34 protein-coding genes are annotated in these 15971 nt (G+C 40.7%); all 34 read left to right on the top strand.

Going from position 1 to position 15971, the window contains the following annotated elements; genetic code table 11:
• Nucleotides 1-4: 4 nt before the first annotated feature.
• The 34 genes from ssb to EP58_RS03050 all read left to right on the top strand — a co-directional run bounded on the left by ssb (nucleotide 5) and on the right by EP58_RS03050 (nucleotide 15936).
• Nucleotides 5-466 carry a single-stranded DNA-binding protein gene (gene ssb, locus EP58_RS03210; RefSeq protein WP_036089977.1) on the top strand — a complete coding sequence of 154 codons (462 nt, stop codon included), beginning with the start codon at nucleotides 5-7 and terminating at the stop codon, nucleotides 464-466.
• Between the two features lie 47 nt (nucleotides 467-513).
• Complete coding sequence (locus tag EP58_RS03205) at nucleotides 514-1395, top strand: DnaD domain protein (RefSeq protein WP_241480997.1); 882 nt, start codon at nucleotides 514-516, stop codon at nucleotides 1393-1395.
• Nucleotides 1392-1670, top strand: coding sequence for a hypothetical protein (locus EP58_RS03200; protein ID WP_036089972.1), 279 nt, complete (start codon nucleotides 1392-1394; stop codon nucleotides 1668-1670). Before EP58_RS03205 ends, EP58_RS03200 begins: the two co-directional genes overlap by 4 nt.
• Nucleotides 1671-1777: 107 nt before the next feature.
• Complete coding sequence (locus EP58_RS03195; protein ID WP_036089969.1) at nucleotides 1778-2155, top strand: hypothetical protein; 378 nt, start codon at nucleotides 1778-1780, stop codon at nucleotides 2153-2155.
• A gap of 70 nt (nucleotides 2156-2225) precedes the next feature.
• A complete protein-coding gene (locus EP58_RS03190) occupies nucleotides 2226-2462 on the top strand; it encodes a hypothetical protein (RefSeq protein WP_036089966.1) in 237 nt (78 codons plus the stop codon).
• 12 nt (nucleotides 2463-2474) lie between these two features.
• The gene (locus EP58_RS03185; RefSeq protein ID WP_036089962.1) at nucleotides 2475-2711 is read left to right on the top strand and encodes a hypothetical protein; all 237 of its coding nucleotides are present in this window, start codon (nucleotides 2475-2477) and stop codon (nucleotides 2709-2711) included.
• Nucleotides 2708-3151, top strand: coding sequence for a hypothetical protein (locus EP58_RS03180; RefSeq protein ID WP_036089960.1), 444 nt, complete (start codon nucleotides 2708-2710; stop codon nucleotides 3149-3151). The genes EP58_RS03185 and EP58_RS03180 overlap by 4 nt, the downstream gene beginning before the upstream one ends.
• Nucleotides 3151-3318 (top strand): hypothetical protein, encoded by a 168-nt coding sequence (locus EP58_RS17580; RefSeq protein ID WP_167333276.1) that lies wholly within the window; start codon nucleotides 3151-3153, stop codon nucleotides 3316-3318. Before EP58_RS03180 ends, EP58_RS17580 begins: the two co-directional genes overlap by 1 nt.
• 18 nt (nucleotides 3319-3336) lie before the next feature.
• Nucleotides 3337-3516 (top strand): hypothetical protein, encoded by a 180-nt coding sequence (locus EP58_RS03175; protein WP_036089957.1) that lies wholly within the window; start codon nucleotides 3337-3339, stop codon nucleotides 3514-3516.
• Nucleotides 3516-3737, top strand: a complete 222-nt coding sequence (locus tag EP58_RS03170) for a hypothetical protein (protein ID WP_036089953.1) — start codon at nucleotides 3516-3518, stop codon at nucleotides 3735-3737. Before EP58_RS03175 ends, EP58_RS03170 begins: the two co-directional genes overlap by 1 nt.
• Nucleotides 3734-4354, top strand: coding sequence for a DUF1642 domain-containing protein (locus tag EP58_RS03165; protein WP_036089951.1), 621 nt, complete (start codon nucleotides 3734-3736; stop codon nucleotides 4352-4354). The genes EP58_RS03170 and EP58_RS03165 overlap by 4 nt, the downstream gene beginning before the upstream one ends.
• Nucleotides 4351-4563, top strand: coding sequence for a hypothetical protein (locus EP58_RS03160; RefSeq protein WP_036089948.1), 213 nt, complete (start codon nucleotides 4351-4353; stop codon nucleotides 4561-4563). Before EP58_RS03165 ends, EP58_RS03160 begins: the two co-directional genes overlap by 4 nt.
• Nucleotides 4560-4787 (top strand): hypothetical protein, encoded by a 228-nt coding sequence (locus EP58_RS03155; RefSeq protein ID WP_036089945.1) that lies wholly within the window; start codon nucleotides 4560-4562, stop codon nucleotides 4785-4787. The genes EP58_RS03160 and EP58_RS03155 overlap by 4 nt, the downstream gene beginning before the upstream one ends.
• A 292-nt stretch (nucleotides 4788-5079) precedes the next feature.
• Nucleotides 5080-5478 carry a DNA translocase FtsK gene (locus EP58_RS03145; RefSeq protein WP_036089939.1) on the top strand — a complete coding sequence of 133 codons (399 nt, stop codon included), beginning with the start codon at nucleotides 5080-5082 and terminating at the stop codon, nucleotides 5476-5478.
• Nucleotides 5475-5732, top strand: coding sequence for a hypothetical protein (locus EP58_RS03140; protein ID WP_141087976.1), 258 nt, complete (start codon nucleotides 5475-5477; stop codon nucleotides 5730-5732). The genes EP58_RS03145 and EP58_RS03140 overlap by 4 nt, the downstream gene beginning before the upstream one ends.
• Nucleotides 5713-6186, top strand: coding sequence for a hypothetical protein (locus EP58_RS03135; RefSeq protein WP_036089936.1), 474 nt, complete (start codon nucleotides 5713-5715; stop codon nucleotides 6184-6186). Before EP58_RS03140 ends, EP58_RS03135 begins: the two co-directional genes overlap by 20 nt.
• Nucleotides 6183-6566, top strand: coding sequence for a YopX family protein (locus EP58_RS03130; RefSeq protein ID WP_036089933.1), 384 nt, complete (start codon nucleotides 6183-6185; stop codon nucleotides 6564-6566). Before EP58_RS03135 ends, EP58_RS03130 begins: the two co-directional genes overlap by 4 nt.
• On the top strand, nucleotides 6563-6751 hold the full coding sequence (locus EP58_RS03125; RefSeq protein ID WP_036089930.1) for a hypothetical protein: 189 nt from the start codon (nucleotides 6563-6565) through the stop codon (nucleotides 6749-6751). Before EP58_RS03130 ends, EP58_RS03125 begins: the two co-directional genes overlap by 4 nt.
• Complete coding sequence (locus EP58_RS03120) at nucleotides 6748-6948, top strand: hypothetical protein (RefSeq protein WP_036089928.1); 201 nt, start codon at nucleotides 6748-6750, stop codon at nucleotides 6946-6948. Before EP58_RS03125 ends, EP58_RS03120 begins: the two co-directional genes overlap by 4 nt.
• Complete coding sequence (locus tag EP58_RS03115) at nucleotides 6945-7142, top strand: hypothetical protein (protein WP_036089925.1); 198 nt, start codon at nucleotides 6945-6947, stop codon at nucleotides 7140-7142. Before EP58_RS03120 ends, EP58_RS03115 begins: the two co-directional genes overlap by 4 nt.
• A gap of 15 nt (nucleotides 7143-7157) precedes the next feature.
• Complete coding sequence (locus EP58_RS03110) at nucleotides 7158-7451, top strand: hypothetical protein (RefSeq protein ID WP_036089923.1); 294 nt, start codon at nucleotides 7158-7160, stop codon at nucleotides 7449-7451.
• Nucleotides 7452-7604: a hypothetical protein gene (locus EP58_RS17420; RefSeq protein WP_159106206.1), complete on the top strand. Its 153-nt coding sequence runs from the start codon at nucleotides 7452-7454 to the stop codon at nucleotides 7602-7604. It abuts the gene before it with no gap.
• Entirely contained in the window at nucleotides 7540-7953 is a 414-nt protein-coding gene (locus EP58_RS03105) for a DUF1064 domain-containing protein (protein WP_420912085.1), read from the top strand. The genes EP58_RS17420 and EP58_RS03105 overlap by 65 nt, the downstream gene beginning before the upstream one ends.
• Nucleotides 7950-8396 (top strand): hypothetical protein, encoded by a 447-nt coding sequence (locus EP58_RS03100; RefSeq protein ID WP_036089921.1) that lies wholly within the window; start codon nucleotides 7950-7952, stop codon nucleotides 8394-8396. The genes EP58_RS03105 and EP58_RS03100 overlap by 4 nt, the downstream gene beginning before the upstream one ends.
• 130 nt (nucleotides 8397-8526) lie before the next feature.
• Nucleotides 8527-8760, top strand: a complete 234-nt coding sequence (locus EP58_RS03095; protein WP_036089919.1) for a hypothetical protein — start codon at nucleotides 8527-8529, stop codon at nucleotides 8758-8760.
• Nucleotides 8761-8824: 64 nt separating this feature from the next.
• Entirely contained in the window at nucleotides 8825-9262 is a 438-nt protein-coding gene (locus EP58_RS03090; RefSeq protein ID WP_036089918.1) for an ArpU family phage packaging/lysis transcriptional regulator, read from the top strand.
• A 406-nt stretch (nucleotides 9263-9668) separates the two neighbouring features.
• Complete coding sequence (locus EP58_RS03085; RefSeq protein WP_036089915.1) at nucleotides 9669-9956, top strand: hypothetical protein; 288 nt, start codon at nucleotides 9669-9671, stop codon at nucleotides 9954-9956.
• Between the two features lie 120 nt (nucleotides 9957-10076).
• Nucleotides 10077-10361, top strand: a complete 285-nt coding sequence (locus tag EP58_RS03080; protein ID WP_036089913.1) for a hypothetical protein — start codon at nucleotides 10077-10079, stop codon at nucleotides 10359-10361.
• Nucleotides 10354-10707 (top strand): hypothetical protein, encoded by a 354-nt coding sequence (locus EP58_RS03075; RefSeq protein ID WP_036089911.1) that lies wholly within the window; start codon nucleotides 10354-10356, stop codon nucleotides 10705-10707. Before EP58_RS03080 ends, EP58_RS03075 begins: the two co-directional genes overlap by 8 nt.
• Nucleotides 10708-10748: 41 nt before the next feature.
• Nucleotides 10749-11309 carry a terminase small subunit gene (locus EP58_RS03070; RefSeq protein ID WP_036089909.1) on the top strand — a complete coding sequence of 187 codons (561 nt, stop codon included), beginning with the start codon at nucleotides 10749-10751 and terminating at the stop codon, nucleotides 11307-11309.
• The gene (locus EP58_RS03065) at nucleotides 11296-12597 is read left to right on the top strand and encodes a PBSX family phage terminase large subunit (RefSeq protein ID WP_174207504.1); all 1302 of its coding nucleotides are present in this window, start codon (nucleotides 11296-11298) and stop codon (nucleotides 12595-12597) included. The genes EP58_RS03070 and EP58_RS03065 overlap by 14 nt, the downstream gene beginning before the upstream one ends.
• Before the next feature lie 48 nt (nucleotides 12598-12645).
• Complete coding sequence (locus EP58_RS03060) at nucleotides 12646-13296, top strand: hypothetical protein (protein WP_036089904.1); 651 nt, start codon at nucleotides 12646-12648, stop codon at nucleotides 13294-13296.
• A gap of 76 nt (nucleotides 13297-13372) precedes the next feature.
• Entirely contained in the window at nucleotides 13373-14851 is a 1479-nt protein-coding gene (locus tag EP58_RS03055; RefSeq protein WP_036089902.1) for a phage portal protein, read from the top strand.
• A 2-nt stretch (nucleotides 14852-14853) separates the two neighbouring features.
• Complete coding sequence (locus EP58_RS03050; RefSeq protein ID WP_036089897.1) at nucleotides 14854-15936, top strand: phage minor capsid protein; 1083 nt, start codon at nucleotides 14854-14856, stop codon at nucleotides 15934-15936.
• Nucleotides 15937-15971: the final 35 nt, after the last annotated feature.

Below are 15971 nucleotides of genomic sequence, written 5' to 3'. Positions count from 1 at the left end.
AAAAATGGCAGATGTAAATACAATTGTAGCTAGTGGGAATTTGACCGCTGATCCAGAATTAAGATATACGCAAAACGGGTTGGCTGTAGCTAATGCAACAATAGCATGTAACGGCATTCCAAGGGATGGAGTAACGCCAGTCATATTTTTAAAGATTGTCGCGTGGAAAGGTACCGCAGAATCTTTAGCGAACTTCGCAAGAAAAGGGCAAAACATTACGGTTACAGGTTCTCTAGTTGATGCAAGTTATACCGGGCAGGATGGCAACAAGGTGAATAAGGTAGAAGTGAATGTAATGTTTTTGAAACTGCCGCCTAAGAACTCACAGGAAGCCCCGCAACAGCAATCAAACGTGAATCAAAGCAATCATCAACCTAACCCGCAAAACAGCCGTCAGCAAGGCAATAGCGATCCATTCAGCACGGGAACGCCGATAGATATTAGTGACGATGACTTACCATTTTAACCGATTTTAAAAAGTAAGAGGTGTAACAAATGAAGGGCGCATTCCAGATGAGTCGAGAAGTATTTGAAAGTGATATATGGACAGACGTAGCAAAATTTCGATTATTCTTCTACATCGTCGGGAATGCTGTCTTTTCAGAAAAAGGAGTGCAAAAAGGCAGCGTTCACGTCGGGCGCGGACAATATTTGAGATCGTATCGAAATTTGAGAGAAGACTTAACATATTACGATAAAAACGCAGAGAAAAAATATGGATTAGCGACAATAACGCGCAAAGTTGACGAGTTAGTCAGCGAAGGAAGGCTCGAAATAAAACAGACGGAACACGGAACACTATTCACGGTGTGTAACTACACACTGTATCAGGATTTGAACAATTACAAGGGCGAAGGTCGGAACAGCAACGGAACAGCATCGGAACAGCATCGGAACAATAAGAAGAATGTTAATAATGCTAAGAATGATTTAAACAACATCATCAACAGCGAATCAGCACAGCAATTTTTCCAAGTCGAATTCCAAAGACCAATTCCAAGTCCGACAGAAGCAGATGCGATTGCTTACATGGTTCGCGATATGGGGGAGAACGGTCAAGACTTGGTAATTGCGGCTATGAAATTAGCTGTCATGAAAAATCAAAAACGATTGAGCTTTGTGGAAGGCGTATTGCGAAACTGGCGGAACGCAGGTGTTACGACGATAGAGCAGGCTAGAGCGCATGAACAAAACTTTAGGGATCAGCAACAAGGCAAACAACAATACGGACAGCGCAGAAATAACAACGGACGAAAAGAAGTATTGCCAGACTGGATAGACAAACCAGAGGTGCTACCACCGCAACAGGCAGAGCCGAAACAGAAGGAAACGCCAGAGGAAACGGCGCGGAAAGTAGCGGAAATGAAGCAGAAATTGAAGGAGGCGCGGGCATGAGTCAAACGATTAGCGAAACCACGATGGAAATCAATGAACTTGTAAAGCCAATGTTGAAAGGGCGAAAGATACCGCTAGGAGAATTGCAAGGATTGCTGAAAAAAATTGTAGACGAGATCAAGGATAAAACTAAGGTCAGCACTAAATGGGTGCGGGAAGAACAGTCGTTTTATAACGGCGAAGTCACTTTGCGAGCAAAAGGACGCGACATTTGCACTTACTGCATCAAATACGACCTAGAACAAAATCTATTCATCGCCACAGAAGTTTTATAGCGTAAATATCGACGGAGGCGGTCGAATTTCGAACGAAAACATATTTTATGAGTATTTACATGTCGGGAGAAAATAATCGCTTAAAAGGGCTTATAGGAGGTTTTTAAATGAAGTACGAACTTGGAGATAGAGTGAAGATTAAAAAACACTGGAAAAGAGAACCATTGCCTTATAACTTGGATGAAATGCTAGAAGAACAACATGATGAAATCGCAGGTTGTGGAATAAAATTCGATAAATACTTGAAAACTCAGTGCAATGAAGAAGGGTTTATATGCGGTGCTAGAAGTCTTAAAACATCTACCACGTTATCTTACGAATACCACGATGCAATTGATGTAGGTGTGGGAATGATTCCTGAAAAAGAAGGTGTCGAACAACTGGATTCCGAGCATGTAAATATTTATCTAGTAGCAACTAGAATGAATTGTCTCCGAAAAGTTAGTAAAGAGGATTTAGAATTCATTTCAGAGTGGGGAAAATAAAATTAACGAATAGTCAGAATAAGTTATAAATGGAATTAAAATAATTTAGCCGAAATTGGAGGAAATAGCAATGAAAACAATAACTATAAGAAGCGCAACAGTTTACTTGCCAACCCATGATTGCCAAACAAAAACATTCGCAGTCGGTCAGAATACGTATGACATTAGCGATTCGAAAAAACGCATTGCGTATAGAGTAAAGGCTATTTACGTTTATGAAGAAAGTAATTGTATCAGAATCGTAGCCGAAAACGGCATGTATATTGAATTTACAAACGTTCCATATTCTTTAAAAGGTGATTGTTAGGAGGAAATAGCAATGAAAACAAAATTTGATGATTTATATCATAGCATTGGTGAAGAGTTTGATGATATGGAAAGTGAACTAAGTTGGCTTGGAAGAGTAGTGAGCGCGGATGTTGAAATATTTGATGGGGATGAAATATCTGATAACGAGTCAACAAGTAGATTTGTTTATTTAGAGGACTATGAAGCATTGAAAGATAGTGTTAACGATGTTCTAGAGTATTTTGATATGCGAGGTGATGAATTATGAAAACAAGCGAGTTTAAGAAGGCTGTAGAGTCGTTAGGGTTGGTTACTGACGATGCATATAATGGATTTTGGATATGTGAGAATGAAACTAGGGATACAGTGGCGTTCACATCTGATAGAAGAATGTACAACATAAAAATATCAGAGACTGCCCATAAGTCGATTGGCTTCGGGGATTTGAAAGAGTTATTCGAACTACTAACAGCATACGCATCAACACCGCTAGACGAACGCGAACCGGAACGTAAGTGGTATTTGCGCGATCCCGTGATTAGTGATGAATCGTTTAATTACTTGAAAATTAATAGAAAAACTGGAACCCGAACATATGGTGAGAAATACGATTATGGCGACAATTGGCAAACATCTTACACCCGCGCAGAAATCGAAGCCTTTACGTTTCCGACGGAGCATTTGATTGAGGATGAGGTGAGCGAGTGATGGAATACGCTTTATACAAAGGCGACACACTGCTACAAATCGGCACAGTAGACGAATTAGCTGCGTTCAAGAACGTAAAGCGAGAAACGATATTATTCTACACTTCACGAGCTTACAGGCGACGGACGAGCGAGAAGAACGGGCTTAGGGTTATTAAAATTGATTAAGAAAGAGGTGGAAATCTGATGCCAATATTTAAGTTGAAATGGACGGAAAAAGTACTGATGACCGTCGAAATACAAGCCGAGTCAACCGAGGAAGCAGAAGCGAAATTTTACGCTGGTGACCGTGGAGAGCCTGATTGGCTGGACTCGAACATGTTGGACGACGATTTGGAAATTAAAGAATTGAAGGAGGAAGAATAATGCCTGAAAAAATGGAAAAAAGGGAGTATGAAGAGTATAAAAAACGTATAAGAGCCGCATATAACGCGATTGTAACACTGATTGATGTTGATGCAGGCGATAAAGATTACGGAGATAAACAGCTCGATTACATGGAAATGCATGACGAACTTTCAAATGCGTTAGACGGGCTATCAAATGCATCACTAAATCTAGCTGTTTTGAAGGAGGAACAAGCATGACACAAAAATTCCAAGTTGGTGATCGCGTGCAGGTGATTGCTGAAAGCAGGTTGTTAACAAAAAAGATTCTTGAAATAGATAAAGACGGCGAAATGTATCGCATAGGTACGAGCAGTGATAACCGTTGGATTCATATCTATGACCTAGCCCCAGCACCAGCGTTAGTTGTGGTGCCACAGTGGTTTGATACAATTTATAGGGATACGAAGCGCGTTTATCTTGAAGGGAAATATGACGCTTGCAACGTGGATATGATTCGTATGATATGTGCAGCCGAGTTTGGTTCTTCACATAACCAATTAATAGCTTTCACGGACAAACTTTCTACTGCGGCAACTGAATACGTTATAAAGCATAAACTAGACCTTATACGCGCAGTACTTGACGGCTACACAGTCGAAAAGGGGCCATTATATGAAATTGTAATTGTTGATGATGGTACGGACAGGCAACTATTTTTCGATTTGGGCGATGGCGATATCATTGTTCAATATGAAAGTAATAATGATGGATACTATAAGCAGTATTTTACAAAAGCTGAAATTTCAGCGATTGAAACGAGATACAATAAAAAATATAGCGATTTTGCCGTGCCGGTTGAGGAGGGCGAAGGATGATTGTAACTGTACTTGCTGTTGAAGGCGACCAAAAAACAATACGATTAAAGAACAGATTAGAGGCAGAAAAATATTTAAAGAGTGCAGGATTCGAATTAGATTACCCTGACGAAAATAATGGCGTAACTATGTATGACGAGGGAATGAATCGGCAAGGAATTGCATTCATAATAAGCGAAAGAAATGTGAAGTGGGTGGACGTAGAATGAACGAGCAAAAAGCGCCAATAAGTGAGTGTCCACATTGTCATTCAGACGAGGGTTATTACATTAAAAATCGATTTTCAGGTAGCGGGGAATGGCATCATAATTTTAACGGTCAGGAAAAAGATAATTCCTATTTTCACGATACATTGTTTACAAAGGAAAGTAAATACACGTACTGCATCAACTGTGACAAACGACTGTTCAAAGTTGAAGAAATTGGAGGGTGAAGCGCTTGAGGACTGAAACAATCACTACTCATGTAGAGTGCGATACTTGCAGAAGGAGCGAGGAAAACGGATTCCCAATAGCAAAGATGACTGTGGCAGTTTTAAATATCGGACATCTTGACGAGTACGGTAATTTCCATCGAAAATATGGCGGAAACATTGGGGTTAAACGCTTAGATTTATGCTCAACATGCGCAACTAAGGCGCTTGATAGAGTCGTAAAATCAAAATCACAAATGTTCACGGCAAATGTGTATTACTCATTTCAAGATATAGGAGAGGGTGAGGCGTGATGACAAATATTGATGAATTATATGAAGAAGCCGTGCAATTAGTAAGGAAGCATGGAGAAGTATCACAACATTTAATTCGAGTAAAATTCCGACTAGGCGAGAACAGTAGTCAAAAACTGTTAGATAAATTAGAAAGTGGCGAGGTAATTAAAAAAACGGGCGACGGAACTTGGGACGTAGTGAACGTTTTTAAAATCGAAGAACAAACGCAGCAAGTCGCAGTAAGAGACGGTGACGGGCATATCATCACAATTATTCCGCGATGGTCAGAGTATTCCGCGTTTATCTCATTTTTCACTAAAGCGTATGAAGGCGATCATTGGTCGATGATGAATACAGAAATCAATGAGCGTGTAAATAGCGGTGAGTGGGCGCTATTAGGAGAGGGTGAGGCGTGATGGAGTGCAAGTATTGCAAGAGTAATAAAGGCTATTTCGAAAAAGTGAAATTAGAGGAGCCTATTCGACATTACTATCACTTTGACGGGGAGGACATGACCGAAGACGAGGCGGAATATGTAGAACCTGATAACATCGTTCTTAAGCCAGCAAGCAAATTTATTTACTGTGCAGAATGTGAGCGGAAAATAGGCGAGATAAAGGATGCGCCACATAGAGGAGAGGAGCGCGAACATGAAACTAGTTGTGAATAGGTGTTATGGAGGGTATGGGCTATCTTCAAAAGCAATATTAAGAGTACTAGAGTTAAAAGGAGAAACAGTATTTGCGTATGTGCAAATGGATAAAAATCTTGAGCGTGAGGCAGAAAATTTAAAAGCCATAGACAAAGATTATAAAGAAGGTTTTTGGGATAATATTTACTATTTTAGAGAACCGCTTGATTTATGTGAAAATGGTGACATTAGTTTTGATGAACTACGATATAAGAATGAAATTGACGTAGATTTCGATAGAGAAGATAAAGACCTGGTTCAAATCGTTGAAGAGTTAGACGCAGAAGCTAGCACTAACTTGTCAGAGTTAGAAGTACTTGAAATACCTGATAATCACGAGTATTACATTGATGATTACGATGGAGTTGAACGAATTGTTTCAGGGCTGGAATTACATGTGGATGGCAAAAGAATTGTAGGAGGTGCCGAATGAGACCGATTGAGTTTAGAGCATATGACAAAACGAAAAAAAGATGGCTTAACGTTGACGATTTTGTGGTACGCAACGATGGCGCTGTGTTACTTGTAACGCACACCGAAGATGATTGTATCGTATTAAACAAAGCTGATGAAGAAATAGAACTGACGGAGTACACAGGACTACGTGACAAAAACGGCAACAAGATTTTTGAAGGGGATATCGGCTGGGACGATCATACCGAGTGTTGGGGCGTTGTTGTGTTCGACGAAGGGAAATTCTTATATCAGTGGGAAACGGTGTCAGATGATTTGTGGGAAGTCACGGATGATATTGGGATTAGAGGTAATATCCATAATAGTCCGGAATTGCTGGAAGGGTGTGCGGAGGAATGACGGATTTAGAAGTGATGAAGAATTTCTATACCGACGACTACAATTTCGAATCAGAGCATCGACCTAAAATAGCAAGTAAGGAGCGGTCAGCAAAAAATACGATAGATTTTTACTTATATACAATTGATTTGCACTTGATTATTGCGTTCACAAACTGGGCGCTTGAACAGGAGGTGGCGGAATGAATTTCGACAAAAAGCTAGAAAAGGCGATATTGGAAGATTTGGAAGCACGCAAAGCACGAGCGAGGTTTTACGATACGCCAGAGGAACATGCAAGCGTTGCGGAGTTAGAGAAAGAATTGACATTTTTCAAGGCTGGTTTTGTTAAACGTGTGCCGGCGGAGTGGATTGCACGATATTGCGAGGAGGATGCGGAATGAACGGATTGGAAAAGCTGGAACAAATCGATGAAAAACGAGAACTCAATTTTGTAGAGTTGACATCTTATCTTGAACAATACAACAATCTAGGCTATTGGTGTTTGGTAGATGTGGAACATGACGCTGAAAAAAGTTATGGGAGCGTTCGGGACTATTACAGCTACACCTTAAAGGTACTTAAAGAGAAAGAATAAAGGAGGCACAAGACGATGACGCAGAATGAGAAGGATAGGGAATTTTTAGATGAAGTATTTTATCAAATGCGAGACGGCGGAACGCAAATTATTAATGAAATAGGCACGGCTCAACTCGCAAAGCTATTTGACCTTGCACACAGACTCCTCACAGAGCGGGAGAACGCGGAGGTTGTTTACTATGATACCGATCCAGAGTTGCCAGCAAACATTGAATTCTGGTCGGAAGGTAGAATGCAAGGGTATGGGATGAGGCCGACATCTGATTTCAAAAAAGGCGTATGGATTTCTGATGGGGAGGCGGAGTAGGTGAAAAACGAATCGGATCGCAACTTTATGATTCAAGCGTTGAGTAAATCGGAAAATAAGCCAGTTACATTTTATGAGGACATGGGGGATGAAGAAATTGAGACAAAGTATGAAGCGATCGTCATCAACGAAGCGACCAGCTACGCGAAGTAAATACGGTAATAAGAAAACTACTGTAGACGGATTTACATTCGATAGCAAGGCGGAAGCGACGTATTACGGTCACCTGAAACTACTTAAGAAGGCGGGCGAGGTTGAGAGTTTTAAACTCCAACCTCGGTACCTGCTGCAAGAAGGATTCAGGAAAAACGGCAAGACTCATCAAAAAATAGAGTACGTCGCCGATTTCGAAGTTCTATACGCAGATGGACACACCGAAATTATCGACATCAAAGGCGTGAAAACCGAGGCGTTTAAGCTCAAACAAAAGCTTTTTGAACGGAAGTATATGGATTCGATAATTTGCCTTAAACACGAGGGCAGAGGGTTTGTGGAGGTGTGAATATATATAAAGACAATAAAAAGACAATCTCAATAATTGTAATGTTACTTCTTTTAATAGTCATAGCGTTTATATCAGCAATATCGTATAAAGCAAAGAAAGACGGCGGAAACTATGTATCAGTCTTAGATGTAGAAAAAGCAACTATACAAAGAGACGATAGGAATACTGTATATGTTTACAGGGAAAAGTTACTCGAAGTACACCCTACGGATTCTCAACCTGTTGTTACTTATAGGTACTACCGAGAAATTAAATACAAGGGAACGGACAGTATAAGCGTTGGAGAATATGACGAGTTTATTTCTGGTGGTATTCAAGACAAAGGAATACTTAAAACCACTATTAACTACTTCGGCGCTGGTCTTTTACAAAGACACCACGTTATAGATACGGAAACTGTAGATGGAGACGTCAGTCCAAACGAAGTTAATTATGAATAGGAGGAAAAAGAATGAAGAAAATAGAAGAAAAAATCGTGAATGTATTTGTTTTAATTCTGGTAACAATAGCTTTTATCGGAATAGCTGGTTTACTTGTAAAAGGCGTACTTTGGGCTTGGGGGTGGTGAATGTGGTAAAAAGATATCGAACAAATAATTTTTTAATGCAATACGTGATATATGACGGTGAAAGTTACCCAGCCGCTACGGTTGTAAGTCTTAAAAAGTCGATTATAGGAAAGTGCGACATTGAATATGTGCAAGAAACAATTAAAGAATTATACGCCGCAAAAACAAACACTAAACCCAACGAAGTAAGTGCAACAATAGTTAGCATTGCATCATTACGAGTAGGAGGAAAATAAAAAAACGAGGCTCGCGCCCCGCTAATTAATCCGCAAATTAATTATACCATAGGGGGCGCTTTTATTGAGTTTATTTGACCTACCACAAGCGAGCGATATTGATTATATCGGTACCGTTCGCGCTTTGAAAAAGTTTTTCGAGGATTACAAAATTCTTCGTTTGAAAGCAGGCGCGCTTATACTACCATCCGTGACAACAACGTACACTATTGCGCCTCCTTCGTTTTCAAACCAGTTCAACAGCAAGGTAGAAGATGCTGTTATACACAACATAGATAACATTCAAACCGCGCAAGATGCAGTAAAAAAATACGATGTGATTATAAACCAACTGGATCATATTCAGCGCAAAATCATCATCGAGTGCTTCATACATGATTCGCGGGATATCGATGTCATGATTGACATACCTTATGAAGAAGCGCAGTACAAACGCGAAAAGCGTAAGGGTGTCATACAGTTAGCCACGACACTCGGAATTGAAGTGCTAAAACAAAAATGATACTTTCTTGATACTTTTAGAGCGAAAAAGCGTTGTATAATTGTAGTATGAGAGAAGTGGGATAAACCAAAAATCGATAACTTCTTTTCCCGCTTCTCTCTTTTTTATCAAAGCGATCAATTCCAGAATCCGTCTGACGGGCTGGAATAATACATAGTCATCAAACGTGAAGGCTCTTATTAAATTAGTTTCCAGCGCTATGTATAGTATAGTGTATCCTCGCCTACGGGTAGAACGAATGGAAAGAGGAGAACAAAAAACAAGTCGTTGACGAACGGCACCGCAGAAGTTACCTGGTTTTATAACTGCGGATTTACATAACTGTCCTACGCTTACTGGACATTAAACACGCCGAGCAGGCACTACAACGCGTAGTGCTTTTTATTTTGGGTGAGGAGTTGATAATATGAAACAGTTTATTGTCATTTGTCATGATTCGAAAGATGTTAAAGATGAGATGGAGAGCTTTATTAAAGGCAAGGGAACGGTTATTACCAGCTACTTCGATCAATCAACCGTATTACTTGGTAATGAACGGTATTCTTTTTTGCGGGCCAATAGCGTCCTAAGTGGTTATCCAGTGAATGGATGGAAAATATCGCAGAAAGCAAGATTTTTCTTAGACAACCTTTCCAAACAAAGAATTGCAGAAGAGCTTAGAGCTAAGTTTGCCAGAGCGGTAGCGGCGAAATGAATCAATTCCTACACGATATGGTCCATATGACAGAAGGCGAGAAGCTTATACATTATTGGTGGTTATGGCTAGTTATTGGTTGTTTATGCGCGGTAGTAATCTATATAAGGAGTGGGAAGAATGGAAAATAACCAAGAATTCGAGGATAAAGTTCGTAAAGCGTTCGAGGAAATAGTTAAGTTTATCAAGAAAATTGCTGTAGCAATCGATGATTTTATCAAAAGCGCTAAAAAGTTTATTAATCGTGTATTGTCCAATCATCCTGAAACTAAAAAATACATGCAAATAGCAAACAACACGAACAACTCGCGGATTAAACGCAAAAATATCAAGAAATTGCGTTTATTTTTTAATGATAGGCGCAGTGCTTTTAAAAATGTGAATGGAGTTGGGAAGTATGTTTAAAAATAAGTTAGATAGAGTCACCGAGGAAGAAATACAACTGAAATTTGAACTTAATGGTCTTGGAGATGATTATGTCGGGCCTGTATATTTAAACGGACATCGCTACATCCGCGAAGATTTGATTGAGGATAAAACGGAAGAATCGCCTATGGCATATGACGGAAGCTACGTCCAAGTTATGCAAAACGAAGATACTACAACAATCATAACTAAAGATTTCACGCTTATTCGAGGAAAAGAAGGCCATATGTGGATTGTTGATAAAGAAGGCATTAGATTTTCTAAAAATGGCAGTTTAATAAATACCGAGTGTGCTGTTGACGAAAACGGAAGGCTGTTAAAATAATCAAAAACCTATTCTAATAAAGGGAGGCGTGGTGATATGTAGTGGGACTGACAGAGAAACAACAGCGTTTTGCAGATGAGTATATACGATGCGGTAACGCTGCGGAAGCGGCGCGTCTCGCTGGATATAGCAAAAAAACAGCTAGACAGATAGGGACAGAAAACCTTGCAAAACCTGACATTGAGGCGTATATAGAGGAAACGCTAGCTAAAATAGAATCAGAAAGAATTATGAATGCAACGGAAGCGTTAGAACTACTTACAAAAATAGCCAGAGGAGAGATTAAAGAAAAGGTTATCATTTCTTTTGCTGATAGTTACGAAATAGTGGAAAAAGAGCCAGATATAAATCATCGAAAAGATGCAGCTAAGGAGATACTTAAGCGCTACCCTTCGAGTTTGGCTATTCAAAGAAGATTAATAACGGCTCAAGCTGAAAAAATGGAAGCAGAGGCATCTATCCTTAAAAATAGAGCCAATAAAATCACGCAAAATCAAACAGCACGTATCCGCATTGACGATCTAATCGACTTAGGGACTGGTTTAGGAGTGGAAGAAGAAAAGGACCCGGAAAGCGAGGGTGATCCAGATGATGTTGTCTGAAAAGCAGAAAGAGAACGTATATGCAAACATCAAGGGCATCCGCTTAGAACTGAATGAAGGCACTATTCGTTCAGGTAAAACGATGTCAGACGCTTTAAAGATGGCTATCATCTACGCAGCTAGTCCAGACCCTCTACATCTAGTGTTAGCGTACAATCAGGAACAGGCTTACCGTATGTTTATGGATTGCGAGGGATTTGGTTTAGAACACATTTTCGCCGATTTCGGAGAGATACGACACGATGAACACGGGGACCACCTGTGGTTGAACCTGCCTACGGGAGAGAAACGCATCTATTACAAAGGTGGCGGTAAGGTTAATGCTGTTGGTTCGATAACGGGTATGTCATTCGGTACGGTCACATTCCTAGAGTTTAACCTGCTTAACAAAGCCGTGATTGAAGAAGCGTTTAGGCGTACAAAGGCATCTAAGTGTCGTTTTCACCTGGTAGAACAGAATCCGCCAGCGCCTAATCATCCTAACTTAGAAGCGCTAGAACCGTTTGTAAAGACTGGAACATATCGATTTAGACACTGGCGACCTCAAGATAACCCGATTTTAACAGGTTCGCGGTTGAAAGAATGGGAAGATGAATGTAAGACATCCGACTACCTCTATAAGCGTGATTGGTTAGGCGAAAGAGTTATGCCAGAGGGCGTAATATACAATAATTTCGACCCAGATAAGCACGAAAAGAGCGTCCTGCAAGGAAAAGTTGTAGAGGCGTTTTTTAGCGCGGATGGAGGGCAGTCAGACGCTACGACGTGCAGTTTTAATGTTGTAACTCAATTTCAAAGCGATAGCGGTAAGTATAGCTATCGCCTCTACCGCATGGCTAACTACTATCACAGCGGTAAGGAAACAGGCAGCATTAAAGCGATGTCCACATATGCAAAAGAAATCGTTAAATTCAAGGATTGGTGTTTCTCGAAATGGGGATACCATCATGATTACTTCTTTGTTGATCCGGCCTGTAAATCATTGCGAGAAGAATTGCATTTACTTGGTGTCGATACCGATAAAGCCGACAACAACAGTCGCGACACCATCGATGCAAACGGCCTGAAAATAGAAGTCGGCATTGAACGAGCTAAAAGTTGCATAGACAAAGGGCTTTTTTACCTCTACGAAGATAACAAACCTTATGATCACTATCATTTCATCAAAGAGGTTGGTCTATACGCGCGTAATGAACACGGAAAACCTGCGGACAAAGACAATCACGCGATGGATGAATTCAGATATAGCATAAATCATTTTTTCAAGGAATATATCAAGAGTTTCTAACCTACGTTTCTCCTGTTAGGCAGTCGAGGGTCAAAGGGGACGGTAAAAATGGCATTTGATAATGAGATTATGAACAATGGCGGATTTGGAGGCGGAGGCTTAGGTGGCTTAGGCGGAGGAGGTCTTTTAGGAGGTCTGTTGCTAGGAGCTTTGTTCGGCGGAAATGTACTTGGCAATAAGAATGCAGACGTTGCAACAAAAGATTTTGTACTAGATCAAGCGACTAATACATCTATTCAAAACCTAGCATCTAATCAAACTAACGGCTTCCAAGAAGTTACAGAAGCGATTACATCCGGTAATTACGCTACTAATTCAACATTAACACAAGGTTTCAACAGTATTGCTATGCAAGCAAATCAAAATACGCAGGCTATACTTGATTCAATCAAAGATGGTCAAATCAGTAACTTACAAACACAACTAGCTGAAGCTAACAGCAAAGCAACTGCCGCTGAATCTGCTGGATATATCACGAATCAAATCAACAACACGAATGCACAGTATCGTGAACAAGATACGCTAAGCGCTATCTTAGGAGCTGTTAAATGTGATAACGGATATGGTCGGGGTTATGGCGGTTATTGCGGTCCTCAATCTTATCCGCAACCTTATCCAGTTCCTTATCCTGTTGATTTCCACCACGGGCATCATGGACACCACGGTCATCAAGGGCAACAAAATGGTAGCAACGACTAATTAAAGCTTCAAGTTGTAATGATTAAAAAATAATACTCTCGACTGCCTAACAAGGGGAACGTAGGAGGTAAAGCAGATGATTAAAAAGCTAATCAATAAAATCAAAGGGGTGTTGTACAGAATGAGAATTATCAAAGGGATTGAATTGCAACAAAAAGTCGACATCCCTATAGATCAATCGTTTTACGATAATATCGCGAAGTGGCGGTGCTGGTATCAAGGTTTTTACAGTGAATATCATACGATTTGGTACTTTGTTCAAGGCGTCAAGAAACAGCGTAATATGATGACGATGGGCATGGGAAAACAGGTATCGCAAGAAATGGCTAACATGATATGCAATGAAAAAATGGAAGTTAGCTTTGATAATGAGGCGGTAGGAAACTTTGTTTCTCCTATTCTGGAAGCGAACGGATTCATCAAGAACACGCAGGATAATGCCGAGTTTATGATGGCGCTTGGCGGAATGGCTGCCGAAATTTATAAGAGCGATGGTGACATTAAAGTATCGTATGTTCCAGCAGAAAGTTTCATTCCTCTATCGTGGGATGTTAACAAAGAGATAGATCAGGCTATTATTGTTGTTGAGCAGAAAAAGGTCAAGGATTTCAATTATACGCTAATCAGATGGCACGAGAAACAAGACACTGGGTATGTCGTCAGAAACGAATTGTACAAGGCATCTATTAATGATACCTCGCTGGGAACACCTGTTGATTTAGCATTTCTTTATCCTGATTTAGAGGAAATAGTTGAGTTCCCAAAGGCGACACGACCGTTTTTCGCGTATTGCAAGCCGGCAGTAGCTAATAATGTTGATACAAATGTGCCGCTCGGGATTTCTATATTCGCAAATGCTATAGACACTTTGAAATCGATTGACAGGGTTTTCGACTCTTTAGAAAGAGAATTCAGAATAGGCGGCAAGAGGGCGATTGTTCCAGACGCGTGGATTAAAGGTAAAACAGATGTTGCGACTGGAACTGTAACAAAATATTTCGATACGGATGATGAAATATTTCAGGGGATGCGACAAGATGAAAATAATCAAAAATACTACGATGTGTCGCCGGAGCTACGTGTTAGTGAGCATATATCAGCATTAGATGCATATTTGAAAACACTATCTACGCAAACTGGTTTCTCTGCTGCAACGTTCGGTTTTGATGTAACTGGACTGAAAACAGCGACAGAGGTTGTTAGTGAGAACAGTAAGACGTTTAGGAGCAAGCAATCGCATGAGAATAATATCGAGGTTTTCGTTGCTAATGTCGTAGAGAGTATATTACTTATCGCGGATCACTTTGGAATAAATGGATATCCAACAGAGGAATACGAAGTTACTACTACCTTTGATGATTCTATTATAAATGACAAAGACGCGCGTATAAATCAACAAATAGCGTTAACTGGTTCAGGCTTACAGTCTAAAAAGCGGGCGATTATGGCCGCGCAGGATGTTGACGAGACGACAGCCGAGGAAATACTTGCAGAAATCGAAGCGGACGAACAAAGAGTGACGGCAGAAGTAGTTGACATGTTCGGAGTTGAATAATCATGCTATCACAGCAAATAATCGATATTTATTTGAAATTAGAGGGGCTTTTATTAGATTCGATTGGTAAGGCGGTAGGCAATGGCGCAGGAATCACGTTGGAAACTCTGGCACAATGGCGCGCAGATAAATTGCAGGATGCCAGTCGGTTGCAACGGCAACATTTGCAAACTGTCACGCAAGCGGCCAAATCGGCCAACCATAAAATGCGGAAGATGATACGAGAAACGGCGGCGGGTGAAGGTGTGAGAGTCGAAAGAGAAATACGCGATCGATTGCCCGATAAAAGCGTCGTGTCATATTCAGATAGTGCCAATATCGCTAAGGTTATCGCTACGCAGGACATTGAAGCGTTGACCCGTTTAGAACTTATGAACGCCACGATGCTCAAACAATCATCGTCCATCTACTTAGAAATCATAACGCAGGCCAGTGCTGAATTTGTTGGCGGTGGCATTACGTTAGATGAGGCATTGACGAAAACAGCGAAGAAATGGGCGGAGAATGGAATGCCTGCCCTTATCGACCGCAGAGGAGCGCGTTGGAGTACCGAAGCATATGTGAACATGGTTGTTAAGAATACACAAAAAAACGTCGGGAATAAGGTCCAAGAGGCTAGATTTGATGATTATGAGGTGGACCTTGTGGAAGTTTCCAGCCATGCAGGGAGCCGACCGACGCATCTAGAATTTCAAGGTAGGATATACAGCCGTAGCGGTAAAAGTAAAAAGTATCCGCCGTTATCTAGTACGACCTACGGAGAAATCGATGGTATTGTTACCGGTATAAATTGCGGGCATCGCCTCTATGTCTACATTGAAGGCGTATCGGTGCAACGGCATTTCCCTTATGACAAAAAGGCATCGATTGCAATATACAAGGAATCACAGCGACAACGGCTGTTAGAGCGGAACATCAGGAAGGCAAAACACCAGTTATCTATGTTGAAATCGATGGACGTTGCAGAAAAGGATTTGAAGGATGCGAGGCGCATTGTGTCGCATAGACAAGCGAAAATGAGGCGGTTTATCAATAAGACGGGACGGACCCGCCGTTACAACCGCGAAAAAATAGTCGAGACGTAGCTATATGCTAGGTCTTTTTATTATGACCTATATGA

It is taken from the genome of Paenilisteria newyorkensis, from assembly GCF_000766145.1.
Classification (GTDB): domain Bacteria; phylum Bacillota; class Bacilli; order Lactobacillales; family Listeriaceae; genus Listeria_A; species Listeria_A newyorkensis.
The sequence above is the reverse complement of the archived record's forward strand: the minus strand, read 5'-3'. Positions and strand labels throughout refer to the sequence as shown.

Coding starts and splice junctions, on each gene's coding strand:
- EP58_RS03105 (WP_420912085.1), top strand. CDS start 7,540: ATGAAGAAATTGAGACAAAGTATGAAGCGATCGTCATCAACGAAGCGA.
- EP58_RS03145 (WP_036089939.1), top strand. CDS start 5,080: ATGACAAATATTGATGAATTATATGAAGAAGCCGTGCAATTAGTAAGG.
- EP58_RS03175 (WP_036089957.1), top strand. CDS start 3,337: ATGCCAATATTTAAGTTGAAATGGACGGAAAAAGTACTGATGACCGTC.
- EP58_RS03110 (WP_036089923.1), top strand. CDS start 7,158: ATGACGCAGAATGAGAAGGATAGGGAATTTTTAGATGAAGTATTTTAT.
- EP58_RS03075 (WP_036089911.1), top strand. CDS start 10,354: ATGTTTAAAAATAAGTTAGATAGAGTCACCGAGGAAGAAATACAACTG.
- EP58_RS03125 (WP_036089930.1), top strand. CDS start 6,563: ATGACGGATTTAGAAGTGATGAAGAATTTCTATACCGACGACTACAAT.
- EP58_RS17580 (WP_167333276.1), top strand. CDS start 3,151: ATGGAATACGCTTTATACAAAGGCGACACACTGCTACAAATCGGCACA.
- EP58_RS03165 (WP_036089951.1), top strand. CDS start 3,734: ATGACACAAAAATTCCAAGTTGGTGATCGCGTGCAGGTGATTGCTGAA.
- EP58_RS03195 (WP_036089969.1), top strand. CDS start 1,778: ATGAAGTACGAACTTGGAGATAGAGTGAAGATTAAAAAACACTGGAAA.
- EP58_RS03160 (WP_036089948.1), top strand. CDS start 4,351: ATGATTGTAACTGTACTTGCTGTTGAAGGCGACCAAAAAACAATACGA.
- EP58_RS03155 (WP_036089945.1), top strand. CDS start 4,560: ATGAACGAGCAAAAAGCGCCAATAAGTGAGTGTCCACATTGTCATTCA.
- EP58_RS03205 (WP_241480997.1), top strand. CDS start 514: ATGAGTCGAGAAGTATTTGAAAGTGATATATGGACAGACGTAGCAAAA.
- EP58_RS03130 (WP_036089933.1), top strand. CDS start 6,183: ATGAGACCGATTGAGTTTAGAGCATATGACAAAACGAAAAAAAGATGG.
- EP58_RS03180 (WP_036089960.1), top strand. CDS start 2,708: ATGAAAACAAGCGAGTTTAAGAAGGCTGTAGAGTCGTTAGGGTTGGTT.
- EP58_RS03085 (WP_036089915.1), top strand. CDS start 9,669: ATGAAACAGTTTATTGTCATTTGTCATGATTCGAAAGATGTTAAAGAT.
- EP58_RS03190 (WP_036089966.1), top strand. CDS start 2,226: ATGAAAACAATAACTATAAGAAGCGCAACAGTTTACTTGCCAACCCAT.
- EP58_RS03055 (WP_036089902.1), top strand. CDS start 13,373: ATGATTAAAAAGCTAATCAATAAAATCAAAGGGGTGTTGTACAGAATG.
- EP58_RS03200 (WP_036089972.1), top strand. CDS start 1,392: ATGAGTCAAACGATTAGCGAAACCACGATGGAAATCAATGAACTTGTA.
- ssb (WP_036089977.1), top strand. CDS start 5: ATGGCAGATGTAAATACAATTGTAGCTAGTGGGAATTTGACCGCTGAT.
- EP58_RS03185 (WP_036089962.1), top strand. CDS start 2,475: ATGAAAACAAAATTTGATGATTTATATCATAGCATTGGTGAAGAGTTT.
- EP58_RS03135 (WP_036089936.1), top strand. CDS start 5,713: ATGAAACTAGTTGTGAATAGGTGTTATGGAGGGTATGGGCTATCTTCA.
- EP58_RS03080 (WP_036089913.1), top strand. CDS start 10,077: ATGGAAAATAACCAAGAATTCGAGGATAAAGTTCGTAAAGCGTTCGAG.
- EP58_RS03065 (WP_174207504.1), top strand. CDS start 11,296: ATGATGTTGTCTGAAAAGCAGAAAGAGAACGTATATGCAAACATCAAG.
- EP58_RS03050 (WP_036089897.1), top strand. CDS start 14,854: ATGCTATCACAGCAAATAATCGATATTTATTTGAAATTAGAGGGGCTT.
- EP58_RS03120 (WP_036089928.1), top strand. CDS start 6,748: ATGAATTTCGACAAAAAGCTAGAAAAGGCGATATTGGAAGATTTGGAA.
- EP58_RS03115 (WP_036089925.1), top strand. CDS start 6,945: ATGAACGGATTGGAAAAGCTGGAACAAATCGATGAAAAACGAGAACTC.
- EP58_RS03060 (WP_036089904.1), top strand. CDS start 12,646: ATGGCATTTGATAATGAGATTATGAACAATGGCGGATTTGGAGGCGGA.
- EP58_RS03170 (WP_036089953.1), top strand. CDS start 3,516: ATGCCTGAAAAAATGGAAAAAAGGGAGTATGAAGAGTATAAAAAACGT.